The sequence below is a fragment of the Gordonia sp. UBA7860 genome (genome assembly GCF_002500165.1).
Classification (GTDB): domain Bacteria; phylum Actinomycetota; class Actinomycetes; order Mycobacteriales; family Mycobacteriaceae; genus Gordonia; species Gordonia sputi.
In genome coordinates this window covers 467-25,352 of sequence record NZ_DLSO01000059.1, presented here as the reverse complement: position 1 = coordinate 25,352, position 24,886 = coordinate 467, and the positions used below count along the sequence as shown (strand labels likewise).

The following is a 24,886-nucleotide window of genomic DNA, read 5'->3' as shown; positions in this document are numbered from 1 at the left end:
CGTCAGCTGACCGCGTTAGCCGGGTGTGGTAGCCGCCGATGGCACCGGATCCAGGTTCAGTGATCGCATTCCCGACAAGGATGCCGTCCGCGATCGCGGCAATGCGTCTGTCGTCGCCTGCGATCAGCTGATCCTCGACGAAGGCGAAGTGCACACGCAATGCCTGGGTGATGTTCGAATCCGCAGCGGCAAGCGCGATCAGCTCCGAAAAGAGGTCTCGCACCGAGGCGCCTGCTCCTCCACGGTCGACCGGCAGTCGCAACGCACCGAAGCGACGCTCCCACAGCAGCGCTACCTCGGAATGCGCCAGAGTACGTGAACGCTCCCGCTCCACCGCCCCGGCGGCGATCGTCGCGTACACGTCGTCGAACGTGGCGGGGTCGGAACTGGTGGGACGGTCGTCGACCTGTGCGGGACGATCCGGCGTCAAAGAAGTGGTCATGGGAAGTCAAGCTTTCATGTTCGTGCGTCGCTGGCACCCGTTGTGCTCACGGGGATGTTTACTCGGCGAGGATGTTGGTGCCCGTTCGCGCCTCGGACGTGGCAGATCCCCAACGTAGAATCTTGCTGACATGACCTCGCAGAACCAGTCCATCGACACGCTCGTGGCGGAGCGCAATAGAACGGTGGAGTTGATCGAGTCGCTGTCTACACGGCTGGCCGCGGTGCTCGAGGCGACCTCCGACGAAGCGTCCGACGACGAGCACGACCCGGAGGGATCGACGCTCGCCGTTGAGCGCGGACACCTCGTCGCTCAACTCCAGCGTTCGCGCGACCGGCTGGTCGAGATCGATTCCGCAGTCGAGCGGGTCGAGCGTGGCTCGTACGGACGATGTGAGACGTGCGGCGAGCAGATCGATCCCGAACGGCTCGACGTTTTGCCCGCCGCACGCCAGTGCATCGACTGCGCCAGAAAGTGTTCGACGCGCCGGTGGTGATGCGCCGTTCACACAAGAGCACCGCGACGCTCGTTCAAACAACCGCCGCAACACTTTTCAAGGCCCCACCAACCTACAAGAGTTGAGCCCCGGACCAGACGAGGGGGGCAGGTCTCATGGCACGCACTCCCAAGCGCTCGATCTTCTCCGACAAGGCACAACCTGCCTTGAATCCCGTGGATGTCGATCGCGGTCGTCGAGCCGCACGAGCCGCCGTCAACGCTGCACGAGGATCGTGGTGGCTCACCAAGAACGGCTCTACCGGGGCAGTATCGCGACAACGCAGGCGACCGCTTCCTCGACTGGCCGCGCTAGGAAGCCGCGTATATCGGCGAGTACGGATCGTCGACGTCAGCGGTAGGCAACTCAGCCACCGACTTCAGCGGCTACGCCTGACACGGCGGGCCAACCCGGCCTCCGTCCGCAAACGTTCCAGACCTCTCCCGTTTTCAGTCAATCTCGGAGGTGCCTGACTGTAAAAGGCCAGGTCGGCTTTCGAAGACGGTTCAGAAATGACTGAAAACGGGAAGCCGAGCAGGCCTGGTGCGACCAACCGAGGGGTATCGGACCTATTTCGCCAACACCGTCGCCATGATCTTTGGCTGCCAGTTGTTGGTGAGCAGTGCACCGAAGTTGTCTTCCCGATTGTTCGACGACGTTCCCTGGTCCCGAACCGAGTAGATGAACGCGGGGCCGCAGCAGCCCGACTGTCCGGCCGCCCGCAGAACGTCAACGATCTGCGTCGCCTGCTCCTGCTGGGTCACCATGTCGGTTGCCCCGAATCCCAGTGAGCCAAGACCCAGGTTGCTGGAGCCCGATGTCCCCGCGGCCGGTCGGGTCGGAGCACCCATCTCCGTCAGCCAGATCTTCTTGCCGTCGTCGCCATTCGACGTCATCACCGCGCGGATTTGCTGAGTCTCGCTCCAGCCGTTGGGCTTTGAGGCTATGCCCTTTGGGAACACGTAAGGGTGCATGGCAGTGGCGTCGAAGTAGTTCTTGGCACCCGCGGCGTACATCTTGGTGACAAAGTCGACGGCCCCGGCGCCAGGGCTCATCCCCGCGGCAACGACAGTCGACGACGGCTGTACCTCTTTGATCGCGGTATACGACGCCTTCAGCAACGCTGTGTACTCGGTGGGATTCGCCGGATACAAGCCCCAGAAGGTCGGCAGGTTCGGCTCGTTCCAGATCTCGTGACGTTTCACGTCGGGGTAGCGGTTGATGAAAGCCTTCAGGAACGGGGCAATGCTCGCGGGGTTTGACGGGGGTGCGTACATCCACGCCAACGCGCCCCCGCGTCGTGCCCATGCCGGAGTCGACAACACCAACGACAGCACCTTCAGCTTGTGAGCACGTGCCGCCTCGATCACCCGGTCCGTCGCGGCCCAGTTGTACGTGCCCTTCGTGCTCTCGATCGCCGACCAGTTGACGAGTACGCGCAACCACTGGCCGTTCGTCTTCGATACAGCATCGAGTTCCCGATTCAGATCCGCCGCACTCATGGTCAATTGCGGGGCGCCCTGGGCGAAGCCGTAGCCAGCGGCGGGCGCGATCACATCGGCACGGGCTGCCGAAGACCCGACCAGAATCGAACCGACGAACAGGGCGATCGACGCGACGACGACCAACGCGCGCGTTGCTGCCCATTTCACTCGCACAGCCCGTATCCCAGAGGTCGTTGACGCTGACCGAATGAGTGTATCCAGCAAAAAACGTGATCGGGACGTGCTTGCGATTTCTCGTCGCTACTTACGGTTCCAGAACTGATGGATCAGCCCGGTCGACGTCGACACAGACTCGATGTCGAAGCGTGTGTGAATCCCGCCCAGGCCTGACCACAACGACACTCCCCCGCCGAGCACGATCGGCTGGATGGAGAGATGCATGAAGTCGACGAGGCCGTCGCGAAGAAACTGATTGACGGTCGACGGTCCGCCGCCGATGCGCACGTCGAGTCCGTCTGCGAGGTCGAGTGCGAGTTCGAGCGCTTTCGCGGGCGAGGCGTCGACGAAATGGAAGACGGTTCCATTGTCGAATGTGATGGGTTCGCGCTCGTAGTGGGTCAACACGATCACCGGAGTCTGAAACGGGGGTTCGTCTTCCCACCAGCCGCGCCACCCGTCGTCGGGCCACTCGCCCTGCTGCGGCCCGAACTTGCCGCGGCCCATGATCTCCACGCCGACACCCTGACCCCACACGCTGGAGAAGACGCGGTCCGCGCTGATCGGTGCATCCGCATTCTGGACTCCAGCAATCACACGTCCGTCGAAGTTGCCGAACAGTTCACCCGCACCGCCGATCGGCTCGTCCAGCGTGATGTGATCGCCCGCGGCGTAGCCGTCGAGCGAAACGTTCATCAGGTCGACCCGTACCTGCGCCTTGCGTGCCATCGTGAAACTCCCTAGTCCTCGTCGTCAGCGACCGCTGATCGCAGTCACCCTACGACTGACCACGCGCGTGCGCGGAACTCATCGGTGATGGCGCCGCCGGTTCTCAGCTGCTGACCGCGGCTGCCAACCTGCCCAGCGTGTCTTCGAGCTGCTCCTCGGTGACGAGCGGGAAGCTCACCTTTTTCAGCAGGTCCTTGTCGGTGACCTTCGACCAGTCGTAGGTGTGACGCACGAGCGTCTTGTCGGGCCCCTGGGGTTCGAGCTCCCACACCCATTCCCAGCCGGGAGGCTCGGTGCCGGCCGGCGCGGTCTGCCATGCGAGCAGTTTGTCCTTCGCGTAACCGGTGACGTGGTTGTCGGTCTTGTACTCCCCGCCCATGTGCGCACCCTCCATGTTCATGGTGAATACGTCGCCGACCTCCTGAATCCGATCGGCATGGTCGACGCTGCGGACGAATCCCGAACCGTCGAGTTCTGGGTGTCGCCGAGGATTGCTGAGCACGTCGAAGACCTGGTCGGCCGGTGCATCGATGACTCGTTCTACCGTGACACTCGTGTGTTCGCTCATACCTCCACCGTGCCGAAGCCGTCGACGCTTGGCAACCATGTCGGCGAAACAGCAACGGTGGCGGACGGTCAGCTGAGGGCTCAACCGTCAGCCGGGTGTGCGGCAACGGCGCGGCGCGTCAGATCACCCCGAGCGCGAGCATCGCGTCGGCGACGTGGGTGAACCCCGCGATGTTCGCGCCGAGCACGTAGTCGCCGGGCGTCCCGTACTCGTCGGCTGTCCGCAGGCAGTTCTCATGGATGCCTCGCATGATCTGGGCCAGTCGTAGTTCGGTGTGCTCGAAGCTCCACGAGTCGCGAGAAGCGTTCTGCTGCATCTCGAGTGCGCTTGTCGCGACGCCGCCGGCGTTGGCGGCCTTACCGGGAGCGAACAGCACATCCGACGACGCGAAGGCCTTGATCGCCTCCGGGGTGGACGGCATGTTGGCGCCTTCGGCGACGACGGTGCAGCCATGCGCGATGAGGTTCGTGGCGTCGTCGGCGTTCAGTTCGTTCTGGGTGGCGCAGGGAATCGCGATGTCTGTCGGCACATCCCAGATCGAGCCCGAGGACACGAAATGTGCTGGTGCACCGCGCTTCTCGGCGTAGTCGGCGACACGCCCGCGATGAACACCCTTGATCTCCTTGAGGAGCTCGAGGTCGATACCGTCCTCATCGACGACGTAGCCACCGGAATCCGAGCAGGCCACAACCCGGCCGCCGAGCTGGTGGACCTTGTCGATCGCATACAACGCGACGTTGCCGGAGCCGGAGACGACGACGCGCTTGCCGTCGAGGTCTTGTCCCCTGGCGTTGAGCATCTCGCGCGCGAAGAAGACGACGCCATAGCCGGTGGCCTCGGTCCGCACCTGCGAGCCGCCCCACGACAATCCTTTTCCGGTGAGTACGCCGGACTCGTAGCGGTTGGTGATGCGCTTGTATTGCCCGAAGAGGTAGCCGATTTCCCGACCGCCGACGCCGATATCACCCGCCGGGACATCGGTGTGCTCGCCGATGTGGCGGTACAGCTCGGTCATGAATGACTGGCAGAACCGCATGATCTCGCCGTCGGATCGACCCTTGGGATCGAAATCCGAGCCGCCCTTGCCCCCGCCGATGGGGAGGCCGGTGAGCGCGTTCTTGAAGATCTGCTCGAAACCGAGGAACTTGATCACTCCGAGGTAGACGCTCGGGTGGAAACGCAGGCCACCCTTGTACGGTCCGAGCGCTGAGTTGATCTCGACGCGGAACCCACGGTTGATCCGCACGCGCCCAGCGTCGTCGACCCAGGGCACGCGGAAGATGATCTGTCGTTCCGGCTCGCAGAGGCGCTCGATGATCCCGGTGTCCGCGTAGTGCGGGTGCTTGGCCAACACCGGCCCCAGGCTGTCGAACACCTCGCGTACCGCCTGATGGAACTCGACTTCGCCCGGATTGCGGGCCACCACCTCGTCGTAGAGGTCCTGCACCGTCTCATCGATCTTCGACATGTCGCCAACACCTTTCCTGCGCTCGGCGTGACCGGGCCGGTGTGGACTCCCGCGACATCGTGGATCGTCCCGGTTCACGATGTCGGGTTGACAACACGTGGCCCGAGCACATCTGCAAGCGACCCTATCGCCAGACAGAAATAACGCACTTATCGGACTCGGCAAGGTCGACGACCGCTAGCGCAGCGCCGCGAGGTTCTCGATGGAGCGTCGTACGTCGGAGGTGATGATCTTGGCGACGAACCGACCGATCGGGCCGCTCAGCAGGCCGCCGTCGAGGGTGGCGTGGAGATGGAAGCGTGAGCCCACGTCGGTCTCCGAGACGGTCATCCGCAGGGCTATGCGCACACCTCCGTGACCGTGACCGGTCAACGAAATCGTATGAGGCGCATCGTATTCGGTGACCGTCCAGTGAATGACGTTGCGGAAGCCCTTCACCTTGATGAGTGAGGAGATCTCGGTTCCCTCGGTGATCTCGTCGGGCAGTTCACTGCGCCAACCGCCGAAGATCGTCATCCATTCGGGAAAGCGCGACAGGTCGGACGCCAGGCTCCATGCGTGCTCGGGAGAGAGTTCAGAGTCGATACTGACGTCGACGTCGGCCATGGGCACCGTCTTTCGTGGAGTTGCGGGCTTCTTCCACGTCGACGCTACCGATCAGTGACCGGAGTTCGTCGAGGAGCTCCGCCTGGGAAAGGGGTGCACATGCTTGAACGCTGCCAGAACTGGCAGACGCGGCCGGTACACCGACCGCGTCTGCCAGTTCTGGCCGCGTCTGGAGCCCGAGGCCGGGACCGCTCAGATCAGCTTGGCGTCCTGCAAAAGCTCTTCGATGTAGGTGCCCTCGATCTTCTTCAGGGCCGCTTTTCCGATCAGCTTCTCGATGAACGGGAACTTGATCTCGGTCAACGACTTTCGGTCGTTCAGGTAGTAGATCGACGAGAGCAGCACTCGGACGTCGAAGGACGAGTCGAACACCTCGGGGACTCCGCGGTCGACGCCGAGCAGTGTGTACACGGCCTCCATCGCCGTGCGGACCGAATACTCGGTGGTGAAGACCGTGTCACGCTCGGTTTCCGCGAAGTTGCCGATGAACGCGAGGTTCGAATAGTCCTTCGGCACCACCAGCGGGCGGTCGCCGAGTGCCCGCGGCATGAAGTACGACGTGATGTAGGGCATGTTGCAGGGCACCGTCGACGCCGAATCGCGAGCAAGGCCATCGATCTGGTCGCTCGGTACTCCCATGTGGTAGAGCCACTCGGCACACAACTCTGCTCCCGTGCATTCTCGGATCGTCTTCTTCACATAGTCGCCGGGCTTGTCCGAGAAGAGCCCGTAGAGCCAGACCACCAGTGCCTTCTGGGGATCCTGCGCTGCGAAATGGGGTTGGCGGCTCACGGTGAATCCGTAGAGCCAACTTGAGTCGGCGATGGTGCAGGGGCCGCCTGTGACGATTTCCCCGTCCCGTGGATCACGTCCCGTGATCTTCTCGATGTATGGCCAGATCTTGTCGTCGGTCAGCGTGACGGTGGCCGAGATACTCCAGTTGGCGTCGGGGATGTTCTCGCAGAACTTCTCGGGCTTACCCAGTGACGCATCCTGGCCGGCAAGGTTTTTCCACAGCGACCACGCGCCACCGTCATCGGTGACGACAGGTGCGGGGGTGTCGTTGTCGCCATAGGTCGACGACTCGGTGATCGAGCCATTGGTCACGAAGACAAGGTCGTTCTCGGTGAGATCGACGGTCTTGGATTCGCCGTTTTCGGTCAGGTGGATTCGTTTGGCCTGCTTGGACGACCCGGTGCTGTCGAGGTCGATGTTGTCGACCTGGGTGTTGTAGACGAATGTGACACCATGACCCTCGAGATAAGCAACCAACGGCTTGATCAGTGATTCGTACTGGTTGTATCGGGTGAAGCGGAGAGACGTGAGATCCGACAGTGTCGAGATGTGGTGAATGAAGCGCAAGGTGTACCGTCGCATCTCCAGTGCGCTGGCCCAGGGTTCGAACGCGAACATCGTCGCCCAGTACAGCCAGAAGTGAGACTCGAAGAACTCCTTGCCGAAGACCTCGTCGATCCGCTTGTCCTGCAGGTCTTCCTCGCGCGTCAGAACGAGCTTCATCAGTTCTTCTGCCGCTCCACGGGTGAGGGTGAGATCGGTCATGTGGTCGATCCTCGCGCCCTTGTCGTGAATCGCCCGTGCAGGATTCGAACTGGGATTGATCTTGTGGATCCAGTACATCTCGTCGAGCACGGATGCGTTCTCGACGCTGAGGGAGGGTATCGATTTGAACAGGTCCCAGAGCGTCTCGAAGTGAGCTTCCATTTCGCGACCACCTCGGATGATGAAACCCTTGTGCTCGTCGAGGATTCCGTCCATGCTGCCACCGGGCAGCCCCAGCTCCTCGTAGATGGTGATCTTGTCGCCCGGCAACTGCGCGTCGCGAATGAGGAAGGTCGCACCCGCGAGAGACGCCAATCCGGACCCGACGAAATGGGCTGTCTTTCCATCGATCCCCGCCGGCTTTTCTGGCCGACCAAACGCTTCGAAATTCCCATTACTTCGATACACGCGCGTCTCACCTCATGTCATCGAGCCAAATGGCTCGTATCGGATCGAGCTCGAACAATATCGACGCTAGTCGCCCGAACCCGTTTTGGGCCCGCGATCAAGATGAATTGTTGTAGGACAGCAGAAACCGCCAACCTATCGGGGTCGGCGGTTTCTGCGAATGACGGTGCCGGTCAATGCGCCTCTCGGCAAATAGTCCGCTCGAAGCGGTGAAGGGTGGGACCCGGGGCAGTGAATCCAACACCGTCGAGATGTTCAACGGCACCTTTGCCCGACATATTCCCGTGCACGGATACACCATGTGGAACCAGTCGAACTCACAATCAGGACACGATCTGCGTCTGAAATGTCGGCTTCTGCGACGGAACATTGCAACACTGCACCGTTCCGCGCATTGCGTTCGTTTCATTCCTGTGACTGTGTTTACCGTCGCTACGGCGTTCTTGTCGGAGCGTGCACCCAGAGTCAGAAACGAAGGGGAACCAATGAAGCAGAGCACTCGTCGCATCGCGGGCCTTGTGGCGGCGGCATCGGCAGTGACACTCATCGCTGCCGGTTGCAGTGACGACAACGATTCGAATTCGGCGGCATCGTCGCCGTCGTCGGCTGCCGAAGGAACATCCGGCATGGAGGGCATGGCCGGTATGTCGGGGTCGGCGGCGGCTGCTGGTGCATCGGTTGAGCTGAAGGCGGCCGACGGCAGCACTGTCAAGTTGACCGGCCCGATCGCGGCCAAGTACAACGCCGCCACCGAGCAACAGAAAACAGATCTCGGGGCACCGAGCACTGGCGCTCAAGCATCGGGGACCGGCGAGAACGGCGTGGTGTTCCAGCAGTTCGCCGGTGGCGTCATCACCGCGAAGAACAGCGAGGAGTCGACGCCTGCATACATCACGTGGGGCAAGATCCGCGATGCCTGGAATGTGAAGCGTGACGCCGAGGGCAATCCGTCGGCTGACGGGAAGGGCGGTTCGCAGGGTCCGCTCGGAACGGCGACCAGCGACGAGACCGACGAGAACGGCGTGAAGACGTCGACATTCGAACACGGGAAGATCACCTGGACAGCGTCGACGGACAAAGTAGAGGTCACCGTCAACGGCAAGGTCGTTCCTGCGCAGTAGTGCTCGACAGCTGACATCAGCGACCGACAATCGCAAGCGGCTCTCACTTCGTCCCGGGGTGAGAGCCGCTTGCGTGGCAGTGGGACTGCGGCGAGTCGCAGCCCGATGGCACGGATTCGCCAATAGACTTGGACACGAGAGTGACCAGCGACTTACGCCGATCGTCGCCTGGGGATGGGGTGACGGGAAGGCGCGTGAATGTCCTTTTCTGAGCGCACCGACGCTTTTCAACGTAAGCACCCCGCAACTGGCTATCCGCTCGGAGTCGTCTACAAGTTCTTCGACGACCAGGGTGGCTATCTCGCGGCGCTCATCGCGTACTACGGATTCGTCTCACTGTTCCCGTTGCTTCTGGTCTTCACCTCGATTCTCGGGATCGTGCTGCACAATAATCCGGAGCTCGAGAATCGCATCCTCGATTCGGCGCTGTCGCAGATTCCCGTGATCGGCTCGCAACTCCGTGACACCGGCACGATCAGTGGCAGTGGCCTCGCGGTGACCATCGGTGCTGTCGGTGCGATCTACGGTGGTCTCGGAGTCGCGGTAGCCATCCAGAACGCGATGAACATCATCTGGAACGTGCCACGGAACGAGCGTCCCAACCCGATCCAGGCACGCGTCAAAGGTGCGGGCCTGTTGCTCACCATCGGCGGGTCGATCATCGGGCTGACGGTGCTGAACGGTGTGATCGCTGCCATCGACCTCGGATCCGTGGGTAGGCCGCTCGCCATCGTGGCGTCCGTTCTTCTGTACACCATCGTCTTCACCATTGCGTTCGTCATCGGCACGGCCCGCTCGGTCAGTGTGCGTGATGTGTTGCCCGGCGCGATCGCTGCCGCACTGTGTTGGCAGGCGCTCCAGACGTTCGGCAGCGTCTACGTGCAACGGGTGATCGTCAGGTCGAGCGCGACCAATGGGGTCTTCGCCGTGGTGCTCGGCCTGCTCGCCTTTCTGTATGTGGCAGCGGTCCTGGTCATTTTCTGCCTCGAAAGCAATGCCGTGCGTGTCGACAAGCTCTATCCCCGATCGGTCCTCACGCCGTTCACCGACAACGTCGTCTTGACGCCAGGTGACGAGGCGGCCTACACAGCGCAGGCGCAGGCACAGCGCAGCAAGGGATTCGAGGAGATCGACGTGTCGTTCGACAAGCCGCTGAATTCTCCGGACGACGTCGACCGGTTCTGAGGGCGGGCAGAACGTGATCTCACATTCCGATGTCCTCGTGCGTCTACCGTGTGATGGCCATGAATGAACCTTTTGAGGGAGCGGTATCGATCCACGGCGCCACGGTGCTGCGGGTGTGCCGGGCGGCGCTTGGTGCCGGCGCGGACGCCGACGATGCCTGGTCGGAGACCTTCCTCGCCGCTCTGCGCGCGTGGCCCGACCTCGCCGACGGCACCAACGTCGAAGCCTGGCTGGTGCGTGTCGCCCAGCGCAAGGTCGTCGATGTTCTTCGTGGCCGCAACCGTCGGGCGGTACCGACCGCGACGATCCCAGAAGCCGGCGACCACCACGTAGACGCTGTCGACCACTTCGGCGTCTGGGATGCCGTGGCCCGTCTCCCCGACCGTCAGCGACTCGCCATCGCCTACCACTACGTCGGCGGTCTCCCGCACACCGAGACCGCACTTTTGCTGAACAGCACCCCCGACGCGGTTCGACGTGCCGCTGCCGACGGGATGAAGACATTGCGGCGGACACTTGCCGAACCCGACAACCCACGAGGACTGCACGACCATGAATGACGACATCCAGAACCGGCACGCCGCGGTAGCCGACCTCCCCATCGCGGAACGCGACCTCGACGATCTGCATTCGCGGCTGGAATCCTCTGCGCTGCAACAGGATATCGTCGACGTCGGTTACCGTGTCGTCGACACCGAGATCGGACGACTCCTGCTGGCCGCAACCACTGCGGGATTGGTCCGGGTCGCTTTCGAGAGGGAGGGATTCGACGCCGTTCTCGACGACCTGGCACGGCGAGTGAGCTCTCGAATCCTGTGCGCACCAACGATGCTCGACGATGCGGCCACTCAGCTCGGTGAGTACTTCGGCGGAACCCGACACGAGTTTTCGCTGCCTCTCGACTATCGACTCTCGTCGGGATTCAGACAGCAGGTCCAGCGGTCCCTGCCGACCATCGGGTACGGGCACACCGTGACCTATGCCCAACTCGCTCACCAGGTCGGCAACCCGAAGGCGGTGCGCGCCGTCGGCACAGCGTGTGCGACCAATCCCCTACCCGTCGTCGTGCCGTGCCACCGCGTCCTGCGCACGGACGGGACACTGGGCGGATACCTCGGCGGGGTGGAGGTGAAGTCGGCGCTCCTCGAGATGGAGCGAGCCGCCTGACTCGAACCCGGCGTCGTGCGACTGTCCGGCTAGACTGGGGAGAACGCCTTGAGCCACTGGGCACCGCGATCGTCCGACCTCTCCCGGGGGCCTCACCGTGCGTGCATCAGTTTTCTCTGCTTCACCGGCGCAGACGCGCGGACCCGACGTGTCGTCACCGGCGACGATCAACCGGGTTGTCGTGGTGGTTCCCGCCCACAACGAGGAAGACCTGCTCCACGACTGTCTGTCGAGCGTGCTCACCGCGGCCGGCAACACGACGCGCTCGGTGGAGGTGACCGTCGTTCTCGATGCATGCACGGACGCGACGGCGCGGCGAGTGCCGCTGGGCGTCGACGTGATCTCCTGCGCGTTCGCCTCGGTCGGCGCAGCCCGGCGTGAGGGTTTCGCAAGATACGGAAACGAATCCGCCGTCGACTCGGCACAAACCTGGTTCGCCAGTACCGATGCGGATAGCCGAGTGCCGCCGAACTGGCTCGAACAGCAACTCGATTTCGGAGATCGGGGGGTCGATTGTTATCTCGGGACCGTCACGCCCGACGACTTCACTGCGTGGGCACCCGACGTCGAACAGCGATACCTCGACGGATACAGCCAGGAGGAGGGGCATGGCCACATCCACGGCGCGAACCTCGGGATGCGTGCCGCGACCTATCACGCGGTGGGCGGGTTCGCTCCCCTCGCACATGGAGAGGACGTCGATCTGGTGTCTCGCGCGCGAGCCCTGGGGGCGCGGGTCGTGGCGTCTGCGTACGCTCCCGTGGTGACCTCGACCCGCGCACAGGGGCGGGCGGCACACGGTTTCGCGGCGCATCTGCGTGCGCTGGCCGTTCCCGCCACTGCCGAGAGGCCCGCGTGACAGGGACCGCAGCACAACGAGCACGGCGCATCCTCGAGGGTGCCCCTGCTATCCCGTATCCGGGCGGGGGCGCCACCGGGACACGGTGGCAGACGCTGCGGGATCTGTGCCACGTCGACATCGCCGTGGGACGGCTCGCGGAGGCACACCTCGATGCCGACGCGATCCTGCACGAACTGACCGGGCGCGGGACGGCACCGGAGCAATTCTGGGGCGTGTGGGCAGCCGAGCCCCCACAGCCGCGCGTGACCGCCGTATGTGGCGCCGACGGCGGCTGGACGCTCTCGGGAGCCAAGCCATGGTGCTCCGGTGTCGTCTCGTGTACCCACGCGCTGATCACCGCCGATGTCGACGATGTCACGGCACGCCGACTGTTCGCCGTCGCACTCGACGCCCCGGGTGTGCGTCGGGAGCTCACCGACTGGACCACCAGGGGTATGGACCGGACAGAGACGGGCACGGTGATCCTCGACGACGTTGCCGCCGAACCGATCGGCACGCCCGGCGCCTACCTCGATCGGCCCGGTTTCTGGCATGGCGGCATCGGTGTGGCCGCATGCTGGGCGGGTGGCGCACACAAAGTTGCCGACGTGCTCTATGCCGCTGTGGCGGACACCACGCGAGCGCCATCGGACATTCTGCTGATGCATCTCGGCGCGGTCGAGGCTCATCTCGCTGGAGCCGTCGCGCTCCTCGACGACACCGCGCGCGCCGTCGACGGCGCTCCGTACGATGCCGAACTCGCCCGCCGACGAGCACTGATCGTGCGCTGGTCGGTGGAACAGGTCGCTGGTGCGGTGATCGACCGGGTGAACCGGGCACTGGGTCCGGGGCCGCTCGTGCACGACGCCGAGCATGCCCAGGCGGTCGCCGACCTCCAGGTCTACGTCCGCCAGTCGCATGCCGATGCCGATCTCGTGGCTCTCGGCCGTGTGGTGTCGGAAAGAACACGGACGGCTTCCCGCTAGGCCCTCACCTCCCGGGTTGTCGGGGGTCGTGCCGATATGTTGGGGTCTACTACGCCCGGCAGATCGTCGGCGCACCTGGACTGTGGGAAGACACGAACAGCCGATGGATGTGGACGGACGCGAGATCACGGTCACCGGCGATCTCTTGCAGCCACTGATCCGACGCACGTCGGACATCTTCCGGCTGGTCGTGTCGGCGATTGTGCTGATCGTCGTGGTCGTGAGTTCGCTCATCACCCGAGGTGACTGGGTGGCACTGGAGAAGTCCATCTCCGACATCGTCGGCGTCCTCACCCCGACGCAGGCAGGCCTGGTCTACCTCGCGTACGGCATTGCCATTCTCGCTCTGCCGTTCATGATCCTGGTCGGTCTCCTGGCGGCGCGGCAGTGGCGCCTGTTGTGGGCATACGCGACGGCGGCGGCGATCAGCTTCCTCGCACTCTCGGTCAGCGAGAACGGTATCGCCGCGCCCGCCTGGCATTTCGATCGAGGCGAACGACTGGACTCACTGTTGTCGCAGTTCCTCGACGACCCTCGATGGATTGCGATGCTCGCGGCCGTCTTGACCGTGTCGGGACCCTGGCTGCCCGCACGGTGGCGTCGATGGTGGTGGATCCTGTTGCTGGCGTTCGTTCCCATCCACCTGGTAGTCAGTGCGGTCGTTCCTGCTCGAGCCGTGCTGGGGCTGGCCACCGGCTGGTTTGTCGGTGCGCTGGTCGTATGGGTGGCGGGAACGCCCGCGCTGGTCGTGCCCCTGGAGGACGCGGCACGGATGCTCGCCCGTCGCGGGGTGTCGGTGACCTCGATGCGCGTGATCCGACCCGCGAGCCGCGGACCCCTGGAACTCGTCGCAACCGCGGACCGTGACGTCATCGTCGACCTCTACGGACCCAATCAGCGAAGCGCCGGACTGTTGCGCGAGTTCTGGCGAAAGATCCGCTTACGGTCGGAAGAGACAGCACCACTTCAGCTTTCCGTGCATCGCATGGTCGAACACCGGGGTCTCATGACGTTGACCGTCGACGGGCTCGGATTGTCCAACAGCTCCACGCTGGCGGTGGCTCTGCTCGATCGCGACTGGACGATGTTCGCAGGGACCCCACCTATGGGCGTGCCGCTGAACGCGTGCAGCGACGACGTTCCGGTCGCCGAGGTCTGGGGAGCTCTGCACGCGCTGCACTCGGCGGCGATCTCACACGGGGATCTGCGTGGCCCGCAGATCACGGTCATCGACGGAGCCATCAGATTCGGCGGATTCCACTTCGCCGAGTTCGGGGCCTCCGATGTCCAGTTGCAGTCCGACATAGCCCAACTTCTCGTGACCACGACCGATCTGTACGGCTCTCATGCCGCGGTCACCGCGGCCATCAACGCATTCGGCGCCGACGCCGTACTCATCGCGTCCCGCCGACTCAGCGCGTCGGCCCTGCCGAGGCGGATCCGGGATGCCGTGGCCGACAGCAAAGGCGCGATGTCGTCGGCGCGTGAGGAAATCCGGTCGCAGACGGGTGCCGACGAGATCCGCGCCGAGACCATCACGCGATTCAGCCGATCGCAGATCATCCAGCTCGTCCTGCTCGTCGCCCTGGTCTACGTCGCCTATCCGTTCATCAGCACGGTCCCAACGTTCTTCAGTGAGCTGCGCACTCTCGACTGGTGGTGGGCGCTGCTGGGCCTCGCGGCGTCGATGCTCACCTACGTCGGCGCCGCGGCCGCGTTGTGGGCGTGCGCAGACGGGTTGACGAGCATGTGGCGACTGACCGTGATGCAATTCGCCAACACGTTCGCCGCGACGACAACGCCCGCGGGTGTGGGCGGTCTCGCCCTCAGTACACGGTTTCTCCAGAAGGCTGGGCTCGGCGGGGTGCGCGCAACCACCGCCGTTGCGCTGCAGCAGAGTGTGCAGGTGATCGTGCACGTGGTGCTGCTGCTGTTCTTCACCGCGGTCGCGGGCACGTCGGCCGACCTCTCGCATTTCGTGCCCTCGGCCACGGTGCTCTACCTGGTGGCCGGCATCGTGCTCGGGGCACTGGGACTCTTCTTGTTCATTCCCAAACTCCGACACTGGCTCGGCGCGTCTCTCGGCCCGAAGCTGCGGGAGGTGCTCGCGGATCTTCGAGCAGTTGCGCGCGAGCCGCGGCGTCTTGCCATCATCACACTCGGTTGCGGGGCAACAACTCTCGGCGGTGCGCTCGCTTTGTGGGCGAGCGTGCACGCCTTCGGCGGCACCGTGTCGTTCATCACGGTGACCGTGGTCACGATGGTCGGCGGGACTCTGGCGTCGGCGGCGCCGACACCCGGCGGCGTCGGCGCGGTGGAGGCCGCGTTGATCGGTGGACTGGCCGCCTTCGGGGTGCCGTCTGCCGTCGCCGTTCCCGGAGTCCTCCTCTATCGCGTCCTGACGTGTTGGCTGCCGGTGTTCGTCGGATGGCCGGTGATGCATTGGCTCACCAGGAAGAACATGATCTGAATCTGCACGCCACTCACACGTCCTCGTGTATCGGGTCGGGCAGAGTCCACCGATCGGCACGACGCGGGTAGAGATAGGCGATGTAGTACAGGGCACCCACGACCAGCGTGCCGACCGCGATCGCCAATTGGACCCATGTCTCCGGTGTGATGAGCTGATAGCAGACGTAGAGGCACACCGCGATCACGACGAGCGGGGCCAGAGGCCACAAGCGCATTCGGTAGCCACGGCTTGTCGGTGCTCCCCTGCGTCGCAGACGTAGCGCCGCACACGCGACCATCAGGTAGAGCACCACCGTCGTTGCTCCGGTTGCATTGACGAGCCAGTCGAGTGGCAGGAACGCGGCGGCGACGGCCGCCACCAAGCCAACCAGCACAGTGGCGGCAACGGGTGTGTGCAGGCGAGGATGCACGCGGCTGAGCACGTCGTCGACCGGCTTCGGCCACGATCGATCGCGGGCCGATGCGAATACCAGTCGCGCGATCTGCAGAATGATCGCGATGACCGCATTGATGATCGCGATCGCAATGCCGACGCTGATGACAACGTTGAGCGTCGGCCCTCCGCGTGCGATGAGAAAGTAGTTCATCGGTGACACGGCCGAGAGAAGATCTTTCATCGATGGTGCCCCGACTACCACTGCCATCAGGGGGATGATCTCAACGGCGACGGTAACGGCGAGACAGACCATGATCACCCGCCCAATCATCTTGCCGGCGTTCTTCGTTTCCTCGACGTAGTACACGGCCGCTCCGTATCCGTTGTAGGCGAACAGCGCCACCGGTACGAGCGTGACAAGGGCCGAGAATCCAACAGGGCTCAGTGAGCCGTCGACGATGGTTTGTGCGTGGACGAACTCCCCCGGACCGCGCGACACATGCGCAAACCCCAGTATCGCCAGCACAGTCACGGCAGCTATCTCGATCACGAGAAAGAGTCCGGTGACCCAAGCATTGGTCCGGATGTTCAACGTGGCGACGACCGTCGTGACGACGATCACCCCCACCCCAATCCACTTGCCGGACAGCCCGGACCACGCAACCCCGAGGTATTCACCTGTACCCAACGCGATCACCGCGATGATGAAGATACCGCTGACGAGTGTGAGCAAGAACAATGCGAATCCCGCTGGACGACCCAGAAGTCTTGCCGCCCAAGTGTATTCACCACCCGTTACCGGATAGGTCGCTGCCAGCTCCGCGTAACACATGCCCACGAAGATGGCAGCTACCGCGGCGATGGCCATTGTCAGGACCGAAGCGCCGCCTGCCGCCAAGAGGATGGCCGGAACGATGATGAACACGCTCGACGCCGGAGTGACCGACGACAGGGTGATAAAGATGTTCTCCCGCATCGTGAGGCTCCGGGAGAGTTGCTGTTCGTATGCGACGCCTGCTGCCGGCGCGATGCGCGGGTTGATGTCGGTCATGCGCGCTCCTTCAAGTGACCGGGAAATTTCTTGACTGGTCAATCAAAGAATTATGTGTTTATGCTGTCAATGCGTAGAAAGGCGCGTAATCAGAAGTTAACTGGTGAAACAGGAGGGTCATGGCTCGGCGCAAAGACCAGGCCGCGGCGAGGGATGCGATAGTTACAGCGACGCTCGTCGCGATACGTGATCGCGGTCTGGCGGCCCTCCGTATCGCCGACATCGCGGCCATCGCCGATGTGTCGACAGGAACCATTCACTACTACTTCACCGATTTCGAGACGCTGCTGAAAGAAGTGCACAGGCTCGCAAGCGACAGGTTCTATGCGGCGCGCCTTCACGAGGTCTCGTCACTCGCAGATGCTCGCGACCGGCTGCGAGTGATGATCTCCGCGGGCCTCCCGCGATCAGGGGACGACGCATTGGTATCTGCTCTCTATCAACTCGATTCGCATCTCGGGTTGCGCGATGACCACGCGATCTTGGTCACCGCGCTCTTCGACAAACAGGTCGCCCTGTACATGGGAATTCTGGATGTCGGTGTTGCCCAAGGGCACTTCACGCTGACCGAGCCGTCAGTCGACATCGCGGCGAACCTGGTGACACTCGAGGACGGATACGGCTTGCACATAATCACCGCAAATGCGTCACTCTCCTATTCCCGTGCAGTGCAATTGATCTCGTCGTACGCGCGTACCGCAACGGGTTGTCCCGACATTGTCGGAGCGGACTGTGCCCCGATGAACCGAAACGAGACGTCATGAGTCGGCCACGCATTCGCGATCTCGGGGTCACGCTTCCCGGTACACCCGGACCGAAGAACGCGATCACCGACGTTGCAGGCGTCGAGGTCGGCTACACCACGCTCATCGAAGGGGCAGGCCCGCTCGAGGTCGGCCGCGGGCCGGTGCGCACAGGAGTGACGGCACTTCTCCCGCGTGGCAGAAACGGTGTGGGTAGGCCATGTTCGGCAGGCTTCTACTCGCTGAACGGAAACGGAGAGATGACGGGTGCCCACTGGATCAACGAGGTCGGAGAACTCTCACTGCCGATCACGATCTCCAATACGCACGCCGTTGGAACGTGCCATGCCGCAGTGATCGAGTGGATCAACGGCTTAGATCCTGTGCTGGGCAGACAATGGCTGCTGCCGGTGTGCGCAGAGACATGGGACGGCTACCTCAACGACATCAATGGCGGCCATGTCACGGCGAACGCCGTGCGTGGTGCACTTGATTCCGCTTCGGCAGCGGCGCCAGCCGAAGGCAACGTGGGTGGCGGTACCGGGATGAACTGTTACGGCTTCAAGGGGGGCAGCGGCACAGCGTCACGCGCCGTCGAGATCGGGACGCACGAGTTCACCGTTGGGGCTTTCGTCCAGGCGAACTTCGGCTCGCGCAGCGAACTGACCATTGCGGGAATACCGGTGGGAACTCGGGTCGACGTCCCCAACCCGATGGAGACGGAGCCGTGGTTGGAGCACGACCTCTCTGTTCCGGGCGGTGCCGGGTCGGTCATCGTCATCGTGGCTACGGATGCTCCGACAACATCCGCACAGTGCACCGCTATGGCGCGAAGAGTCCCGATGGGACTAGCCAGAACCGGTACGACCGGATCACTGTTCTCCGGTGATCTGTTCCTCGCCTTCTCGACGGCAGATGATCGCTCCTCCACGACGGGATTTCCGCTATCGGACAGCGACGTCCTCCTCACCACCCAGACTGTGATGCCGTGGAATCGGATGGACGCGCTCTACGCGGCGACGGTGTATGCGGTCGAGGAAGCCGTGCTCAACGCGCTCGCGGGCGCCGAAGACATGACCGGACGAGATGGGCATCATTCCTATGCGCTGCCGCACAGTGCGATCACCGCGCTCACAGCCTGATCGGGGGTTGGTGGACCCCCGCCGCGACCTCGGGTTCATTTCGTGTGGCCCTTGCGCAGTAGGCTGACCTGCGACCACGTTTCACAATCTGGAGGAGCTCCATGACACAGCTCGGAGTAGTCGGCGGCGGCACGATGGGTGCCGGTATCGCCGAGATCGCGATCCGCGCGGGTGACGACGTCCTCGTTCTCGAGCGCGACCAGGCTGCGGCTGACGCGGCCCGCGCACGCATCGAGAAGTCGATCAACCGTGCGGTCTCGAAGTCGAAGATCAGCGCCGACGATGCCGAGCAGGCGTTGGCCCGTCTGACGCTGACCACCTCGGTGTCCGACTTCGCCGACCGCGAACTCGTCATCGAGGCCCTGCCCGAGATCGAGGCACTCAAGGTGGGTTTCTTCGCCGAACTCGACAAGATCACCGCTCCGACCGCGATCCTCGCCACCAACACGTCTTCGATCCCGATCATCCGTATCGCCAAGGACGTCGCAGACCCGAGTCGCGTTGTCGGTGTGCACTTCTTCAATCCGGTGCCGGTCATGCCGCTCGTGGAGATCATCTCCAGCTTGGCGACCTCGCCAGAGGCAGTGGCGACCGTCACCGAGTACGCGCGAGATCACCTCGGTAAGAAGACGATTCAGGCAGGCGACCGCGGCGGCTTCGTCGTGAACGCCTTGCTCATCCCCTACCTGGTCGACGCCATCCGCATGTACGAGAGCGGCTACGCCACCAAGGAAGACATCGACACCGGGATGGTGAACGGCTGCGGACACCCGATGGGTCCGTTGACGCTCAGCGACACCGTCGGACTCGACGTCGTTCTCGACGTCGCCGAATCGCTGTACGACGAGTTCCGCCAGCCCCACTACGCGCCGCCGCCCCTGTTGCGGCGCATGGTCGAGGCGGGCTACCTCGGCAAGAAGTCGGGCAAGGGTTTCTACGACTACTCGTCCTGACGCGACGCTCTGATCAACGAGGGCCTCGGCTGGTTGCTACCAGCCGAGGCCCTCGTTGGTCAGTGGTGGTCGGTCCGCTCAGACGGGCAGACGGCTCGTGCTCGTTCGACGTAGATCCGAGAACGTCTGGATCGACGTCGAGATCGCGGTGGCGATGGGACGGCTGTTGACGTCCTCGGTCTTCGACACCATGACGACGTTGTCGATGTAGGGCTGGATCGTGCTGGTGTTCTGCACCGTTGCGACGATGATCAACTGGAAGCCGAACTTGCGGAACGCCGCGAGTGCCTGCTGCGCGAACTGCGGGTCGGACTTCGAGAACGCCTCGTCGAGCATCAACTGCGCGAAGATGGGACGGTTTCCCTTGCCGTGCGGACTCGCCAGGTTGAAGCTCAGCGCGCCTGCCAGACAGAACGCCATCAACTTCTCTTGCTCACCACCCGAGTTGTCGCCCGCGTTGCTGTACGTGCGGATGGTCTCGCCGGTCTCGGCGTCGCGTTCCTCGCAGTAGAAGTCGAACCGGTTACGCACGTCGAGTGCGTCTCGCGTCCACTGACGGTCTTCGGGCGTTGCGCCGGCGAGTCGTTCACGCAGAAGCAGTATGTCGGCGTACTGCTCGAGGATGGCCTCCTCGTCGCCGAATCCGACGGCTGCGGTTCGCGACGAGATCTGCCGCGCCTTGTCGGTCAGTTCGGCGACTGCCGCGAGAGTCTTGCGACCGGGGCAGAGCCGTAGGCGGGTTCCGCGGTTGAAGGCCACCGAGCCAAGCCCGGAGTTGACCCGCTCGATCTGCTCGACGATCCGTCGCTCCTCGGCCTCGGCCGCCATGTGCAGACTCAGGATCGCGCCCGGCGCCTGCTCGGTGATGAGTCGTCGCATACGCTCGTAGGCGGCAGGCAGCTCGCGCTCGTCGATGCGGCGGCACAGCGCGACATAGTCGTGGACGCGCTCGTCGAAATCGTCGCTGTCGTTCGGGATCGCGTCCGGGAACTCCTTGTCGTAGGCGTCGAGGACGCGACCCAATTCGTCGCGCGAACGTCGAGTGTCGGCGCGCGTCCGATCACGCTCGCGCCCAACGGCTTTGAGTAGATCCTGGCGGAACGGATCCGGTGCGAGCACGTCGAGCACCGCCGCGGACTCCTCGCGGAAGCGATCGAGCGTCGCCTCCGCGTGGGCAGAGACGGGTTCGATCTTCAACCTGTCGACCAGGTCGAGTAGTTGAGTACGACGCTTGTCGTGGGTGGCGATCTTGTCCCGCACGAGTGCGGCCTGCGAAATGGCGGCGCGGACCTGCTCCCAGATGTCCTCGGCCTTGCGTTGCAGCGCCTCGGTGTCGGGATTCTCCTCCATGAGGAGCTCGTACTGTTCGGTGAGCGCGTCGACGCGGTCGTCAGCGGTATCGAGGTCGATCTCGTTCCACGCGGCGAACTGTTCGCAGACCCGTCGGTAGGCGTCGCGTCGCTGCTCCTTGGCTGTGCGCTCTCGGTCGAGTTCGGCACTGCGAGCTCGCGCCTGCTCGTACAGCTCGTTCTCGGACTCGAGTTCTTCTTGCAGCGCAGCGATTTTCGCGCTCACGTTTCCGACGAAGATGTACTGGGACGGACGCAACTGCTGACGGTCGTCCTTGATGGCAAGCTTCGCCGAGTCCTTGCGAAGACCACGGTCGGTCACGGCCTTGGTGTGTGCGACGAAATCCGCGGTGGAATCGACGCACACGTAATTGCCGAGTTTGGCAAGGATCGTGAGGGCCTCGTTGGTGCACGGGTGGTCGGGTTCGGCCGCCCGGAGCGTCGCCCCGAGCGTGCCCGGCTCCACCATCGGCGCGGGACGCGTCTCTGCGTGGTGGAGCTGAATCCGCCCGCGCATGTCGTGCTCGTTGACGAACTTGAGGGCAGCCGCAAAGTGATTGTCCGGCACCAGGAGTCGCAGCCCGGCGTTACGCAGCACCTTCTCGACCGCCAGCCGCCACCTCTCAGCAGAGGGTTCGAGCTCGACGAGTTCGGCGACATACCGCAGTTCGGACTCGTCGAGTTGGAGTGCATTGGCGATGATTCGACGCATCTCGTGTTCGGCGCGAGGCAGCGCGGAACCGGCGTGGCGCACGCGCTCGAGTTCGTCACGGGCAGCGTCGCGTTGGGAGCGCGCAGCGACCTCGGTGGCGAGGGTCTCGGCGAAATGTGGCTTGCCCGCCTCGAGTTGACCGTCGAGTCGGGTGGCTTCCTCCATCAGGTGCTCGCGTAACTCCCAGAACGCCTCACCGTCTTCCGGAATGTCGAATCCGAGCGCGGAGATCTTGTGTTCATAGGTGGCGCGACGGATCGACGCCTCGTTGCTCGCCTTCTGCGCCGTCGAGAGTTGTTCCTGCAGCGGCGCGAGATCGCCTGTCGACGTTGCGATCCGACCGAGAAGGTGGCTGTGATCCCGGCGGAGTTGATCGTGCTGCGAGTTGAGCGCGGCGAGGTCGGAATCGAGGCGGGCGATTTGATCGTCGAGGTCGGCGATCTCGGGTTCGGCATTGTGCAGCCGCAGGTTGGTGACGTACGAGCGGACGACCTCGGGCTCGATGGTGTCGAGAACCGTGAAGGTCGCCGACTCCGCCGCATAGCGCTCCTGCATCGCCTCGACGTTGTCGAGGATGGTGCGCTTGCGCCGGGATACGTCGAGGAGTTCACGCGCCTCGACCAGTGGATCGATCTGCTCGAGTGCGTCGGAGATGCCTGCGATGCTCGTGGGTTCGTCGAGCATGAACTCGCGTACGAACTGTGCGAGTCCGCCAACGCTCTTGAGCGACTTGGCCTTTCCGAGCAACTGCTGTGCGGCATCCGAGCCGCGGATACCGATCAACGAGTACAGGGTCGACAGATACTTGCCCTCTCCCGGACCGCCCTGCCAGCCGCGGTCGCGGAACCGGGCGGCGCTGTAGCCATTCGCGGCCCACTCGTTGCAGGCGTCGACGATGTCGACGTCACCGTCGTGGATGAAGTGCGCGCTATGGGCATCGGTGAGTTTGCCTGCGCCAAGCCACTTCAGCACCAGTCCGGTGATGGCTGTGCCCGACGTCGAGGTGTAGGTGACGGCGATCGCCGCCCAGGCTGGGCCGCTTCCGCGGAGATACATGATCTCGCGGTGTGCTCCTGTTGCGTCGCGACGCTCGCCCCACGCACCACGCACGTACTTGCCGACGGTGCGTCGACCGCCGGACGAACCGGCCGCGGTGGTATCGCCAGAAGCATTGAAGTTGCGACGGTGATCCGGCAGGAAGGCCAGCGAAATCGCGTCCAGCAGTGACGATTTACCACTGCCTGACGAGCCCGTGATGAGTGCGCCGCCCGGGCTGAACCCGATGGAGTGGTAGCCGTCGAAGACTCCCCAGTTGATGAGCTGCAACCGGGACAGGTAGTACTGCTCGTCCCCCTCGCCGCGATCGGGCGTGCTCCGCTGATCGAGCGTTTGCCGCTGATCGAGCGTGTCCCGCTGATCGAGCCTGTCGAGATCACTCACCACTCGTCTCCTTCGTCGTCGGAGTATTCGTCGGTGGAATCCGACTGGTCGGCGGGCGTCGAGTTGCCTTCTGCGCCCGCCGAATCGGCGTCGACGGCGAGATCGTCACCGGTGTCGCCCGCGCCGATGAACTGCTCGAACTGATGCTGTAGGTCGGTGATCACCGAGGCGGTCATCACCGCGGTGATCACCGGGCTGACGGTGAACGTGTCGGGATCGTCGCGGTGTCTGCGTAAGAAGTCGAGCTCTTCGAGCTTGTCTATCGCGTGCTCGATGCGCTTGTCGAACAACGCGAGGTCGCGGTCGATCGTGTTGGTCACGCCCGCGAACATCTCGTGGATCTCCTCACGGGTGATGATCGCTGTCTCCTCGCGCGACGAACGCAGGAACTTGGCGAGGTGCAGGGCGAGGATAGCGTCGTAGGTCTGGATGGTCTCGCGCTTGAGAATCTTTCTGCCCCAACGTGACTCGTATCCGGCCTGCTCGACGAATGCCACCTGGAGCTCGTCGACAAGGCGCAGTCGGAGGTCGAGCTCCGACAGGCGGCTGCGCAGCACATCCTGATACTCGGTGACCCACGCCCACAATTGTGGGTTGCGGTCACCACTGACATGCCTGCGCGTGAGGAGATTCTGCAACGCCCAGCATGCGCGATCGGGCATCGCAGAGACATCACCGTCGAATCGGGGCGCGCCTGGTCCGTCGATCCTCCCGTGTGTCGCCGCGGTCGGCAGATCGTCGTATCCGGCGAACTCGTCGACGGGCGTGCCTGCGGAGACAGCGGCGTCCGTAGATGCTTCGGGAGTGTTCGGATCGGTGGTGTCGGTGCTGGTCATCAGGCGTCGGCTTCCGTGCTGAGAATCGAATCGGTATCGCTGTACTGGGACGGGATGGGCTCGCTGAACATCAGCGTCGGCACTTCGATCGCGCGGTCCTCGCCCTCCAGCGACCGGAACCGCACAAACGACGACCCCTCCCCAGGCTCGCGCTGCATTTCCCGAGGCTGGCGCTGTGCTTCCTGAGGCTGGCGCTGTGCTTCCCGAGGCTGGCGCTGTGCTTCCCGAGGCTGGCGCAGGGCCCACGACCACAACACGATGACATGCGCGAGGTACGGCTCGTCGAGCGCGGCGATCGCGTCGCTCAACGACAGCGGTCCCGCGGTCAGCTTGTCGTTCACCACGTCGGCGAGTTCCACCGTGTCGACCTGCCCCGCGAGAGATGCGAATGATGCCAGGTTGGTGCGTCCGTCGGCGGGTCGTGCCTGCTCCGGCGGTGCCGGATTGCGGATTTCGAACGCGAGCCGACCGATGGATGTCACCTGTGGCGTTGCGACCGGCAGCTCGTAGCCGAGACGACGATCGGCGAGTGAATCCTTGAGCAACTCGTTGGCGGTGGCCAGTGCGTCGTTGA

21 protein-coding genes and 1 pseudogene are annotated in these 24,886 nt (G+C 63.8%); 11 read left to right on the top strand and 11 right to left on the bottom strand.

Annotated elements, in window-relative coordinates; all coding sequences use genetic code 11:
• Positions 1–442, bottom strand: a pseudogene (locus B3T59_RS08465) (acyl-CoA dehydrogenase); the annotation flags it as partial.
• Positions 443–572: 130 nt separating this feature from the next.
• Here B3T59_RS08465 and B3T59_RS08460 point away from each other — a divergent pair.
• Complete coding sequence (locus B3T59_RS08460; protein ID WP_064863903.1) at positions 573–938, top strand: TraR/DksA family transcriptional regulator; 366 nt, start codon at positions 573–575, stop codon at positions 936–938.
• Between the two features lie 569 nt (positions 939–1,507).
• Here the strand turns inward: B3T59_RS08460 and B3T59_RS08455 are convergent.
• The 6 genes from B3T59_RS08455 to B3T59_RS08430 all read right to left on the bottom strand — a co-directional run bounded on the left by B3T59_RS08455 (position 1,508) and on the right by B3T59_RS08430 (position 7,938).
• Entirely contained in the window at positions 1,508–2,596 is a 1,089-nt protein-coding gene (locus B3T59_RS08455; protein WP_251724100.1) for an endo-1,4-beta-xylanase, read from the bottom strand.
• 87 nt (positions 2,597–2,683) lie between these two features.
• Positions 2,684–3,328 (bottom strand): dihydrofolate reductase family protein, encoded by a 645-nt coding sequence (locus B3T59_RS08450; protein WP_287001999.1) that lies wholly within the window; start codon positions 3,326–3,328, stop codon positions 2,684–2,686.
• 103 nt (positions 3,329–3,431) lie between these two features.
• Positions 3,432–3,896, bottom strand: coding sequence for an SRPBCC family protein (locus B3T59_RS08445; protein WP_251724096.1), 465 nt, complete (start codon positions 3,894–3,896; stop codon positions 3,432–3,434).
• A gap of 118 nt (positions 3,897–4,014) precedes the next feature.
• Positions 4,015–5,364 (bottom strand): NADP-specific glutamate dehydrogenase, encoded by a 1,350-nt coding sequence (gene gdhA, locus B3T59_RS08440; protein WP_287001998.1) that lies wholly within the window; start codon positions 5,362–5,364, stop codon positions 4,015–4,017.
• A gap of 177 nt (positions 5,365–5,541) precedes the next feature.
• Entirely contained in the window at positions 5,542–5,970 is a 429-nt protein-coding gene (locus B3T59_RS08435) for a type II toxin-antitoxin system Rv0910 family toxin (protein WP_064863916.1), read from the bottom strand.
• A gap of 192 nt (positions 5,971–6,162) precedes the next feature.
• On the bottom strand, positions 6,163–7,938 hold the full coding sequence (locus B3T59_RS08430) for an oleate hydratase (RefSeq protein WP_251724093.1): 1,776 nt from the start codon (positions 7,936–7,938) through the stop codon (positions 6,163–6,165).
• Between the two features lie 485 nt (positions 7,939–8,423).
• Here B3T59_RS08430 and B3T59_RS08425 point away from each other — a divergent pair, with 485 nt between their 5' ends.
• The 7 genes from B3T59_RS08425 (at position 8,424) to B3T59_RS08395 (ending at position 15,708) form a co-directional block, all read left to right on the top strand.
• Entirely contained in the window at positions 8,424–9,059 is a 636-nt protein-coding gene (locus B3T59_RS08425; protein WP_064863908.1) for an LGFP repeat-containing protein, read from the top strand.
• Between the two features lie 198 nt (positions 9,060–9,257).
• Positions 9,258–10,244, top strand: coding sequence for a YihY/virulence factor BrkB family protein (locus tag B3T59_RS08420; RefSeq protein WP_287001997.1), 987 nt, complete (start codon positions 9,258–9,260; stop codon positions 10,242–10,244).
• Between the two features lie 59 nt (positions 10,245–10,303).
• On the top strand, positions 10,304–10,804 hold the full coding sequence (locus B3T59_RS08415) for an RNA polymerase sigma factor (RefSeq protein ID WP_287001996.1): 501 nt from the start codon (positions 10,304–10,306) through the stop codon (positions 10,802–10,804).
• Entirely contained in the window at positions 10,797–11,411 is a 615-nt protein-coding gene (locus B3T59_RS08410) for a methylated-DNA--[protein]-cysteine S-methyltransferase (RefSeq protein WP_064863910.1), read from the top strand. The genes B3T59_RS08415 and B3T59_RS08410 overlap by 8 nt, the downstream gene beginning before the upstream one ends.
• A 148-nt stretch (positions 11,412–11,559) precedes the next feature.
• Positions 11,560–12,270, top strand: a complete 711-nt coding sequence (locus B3T59_RS08405; protein ID WP_064863918.1) for a glycosyltransferase — start codon at positions 11,560–11,562, stop codon at positions 12,268–12,270.
• Positions 12,267–13,238 carry a hypothetical protein gene (locus tag B3T59_RS08400; RefSeq protein ID WP_064863911.1) on the top strand — a complete coding sequence of 324 codons (972 nt, stop codon included), beginning with the start codon at positions 12,267–12,269 and terminating at the stop codon, positions 13,236–13,238. Before B3T59_RS08405 ends, B3T59_RS08400 begins: the two co-directional genes overlap by 4 nt.
• A 103-nt stretch (positions 13,239–13,341) precedes the next feature.
• The gene (locus B3T59_RS08395; protein WP_251723571.1) at positions 13,342–15,708 is read left to right on the top strand and encodes a lysylphosphatidylglycerol synthase transmembrane domain-containing protein; all 2,367 of its coding nucleotides are present in this window, start codon (positions 13,342–13,344) and stop codon (positions 15,706–15,708) included.
• Positions 15,709–15,721: 13 nt separating this feature from the next.
• On the opposite strand, the gene B3T59_RS08390 is transcribed toward B3T59_RS08395, so the two are convergent.
• Positions 15,722–17,137 (bottom strand): APC family permease, encoded by a 1,416-nt coding sequence (locus B3T59_RS08390; RefSeq protein WP_251723570.1) that lies wholly within the window; start codon positions 17,135–17,137, stop codon positions 15,722–15,724.
• 119 nt (positions 17,138–17,256) lie between these two features.
• Here B3T59_RS08390 and B3T59_RS08385 point away from each other — a divergent pair, with 119 nt between their 5' ends.
• The 3 genes from B3T59_RS08385 (at position 17,257) to B3T59_RS08375 (ending at position 19,975) form a co-directional block, all read left to right on the top strand.
• Positions 17,257–17,901, top strand: a complete 645-nt coding sequence (locus tag B3T59_RS08385; RefSeq protein ID WP_005203033.1) for a TetR/AcrR family transcriptional regulator — start codon at positions 17,257–17,259, stop codon at positions 17,899–17,901.
• Positions 17,898–19,022, top strand: a complete 1,125-nt coding sequence (locus B3T59_RS08380) for a P1 family peptidase (RefSeq protein ID WP_064863914.1) — start codon at positions 17,898–17,900, stop codon at positions 19,020–19,022. The genes B3T59_RS08385 and B3T59_RS08380 overlap by 4 nt, the downstream gene beginning before the upstream one ends.
• A 101-nt stretch (positions 19,023–19,123) precedes the next feature.
• On the top strand, positions 19,124–19,975 hold the full coding sequence (locus B3T59_RS08375) for a 3-hydroxybutyryl-CoA dehydrogenase (RefSeq protein WP_005203029.1): 852 nt from the start codon (positions 19,124–19,126) through the stop codon (positions 19,973–19,975).
• 78 nt (positions 19,976–20,053) lie between these two features.
• Here the strand turns inward: B3T59_RS08375 and B3T59_RS08370 are convergent, their stop codons facing one another.
• The 3 genes from B3T59_RS08370 to B3T59_RS08360 form a co-directional block, all read right to left on the bottom strand.
• Complete coding sequence (locus B3T59_RS08370; protein ID WP_064864040.1) at positions 20,054–23,371, bottom strand: ATP-binding protein; 3,318 nt, start codon at positions 23,369–23,371, stop codon at positions 20,054–20,056.
• Between the two features lie 101 nt (positions 23,372–23,472).
• Complete coding sequence (locus B3T59_RS08365) at positions 23,473–24,312, bottom strand: DUF4194 domain-containing protein (protein WP_064864012.1); 840 nt, start codon at positions 24,310–24,312, stop codon at positions 23,473–23,475.
• The coding region (locus tag B3T59_RS08360) for a DUF3375 family protein (protein WP_287001995.1) at positions 24,312–24,886 on the bottom strand (575 nt) is incomplete at its 5' end. The genes B3T59_RS08365 and B3T59_RS08360, both read right to left, overlap by 1 nt.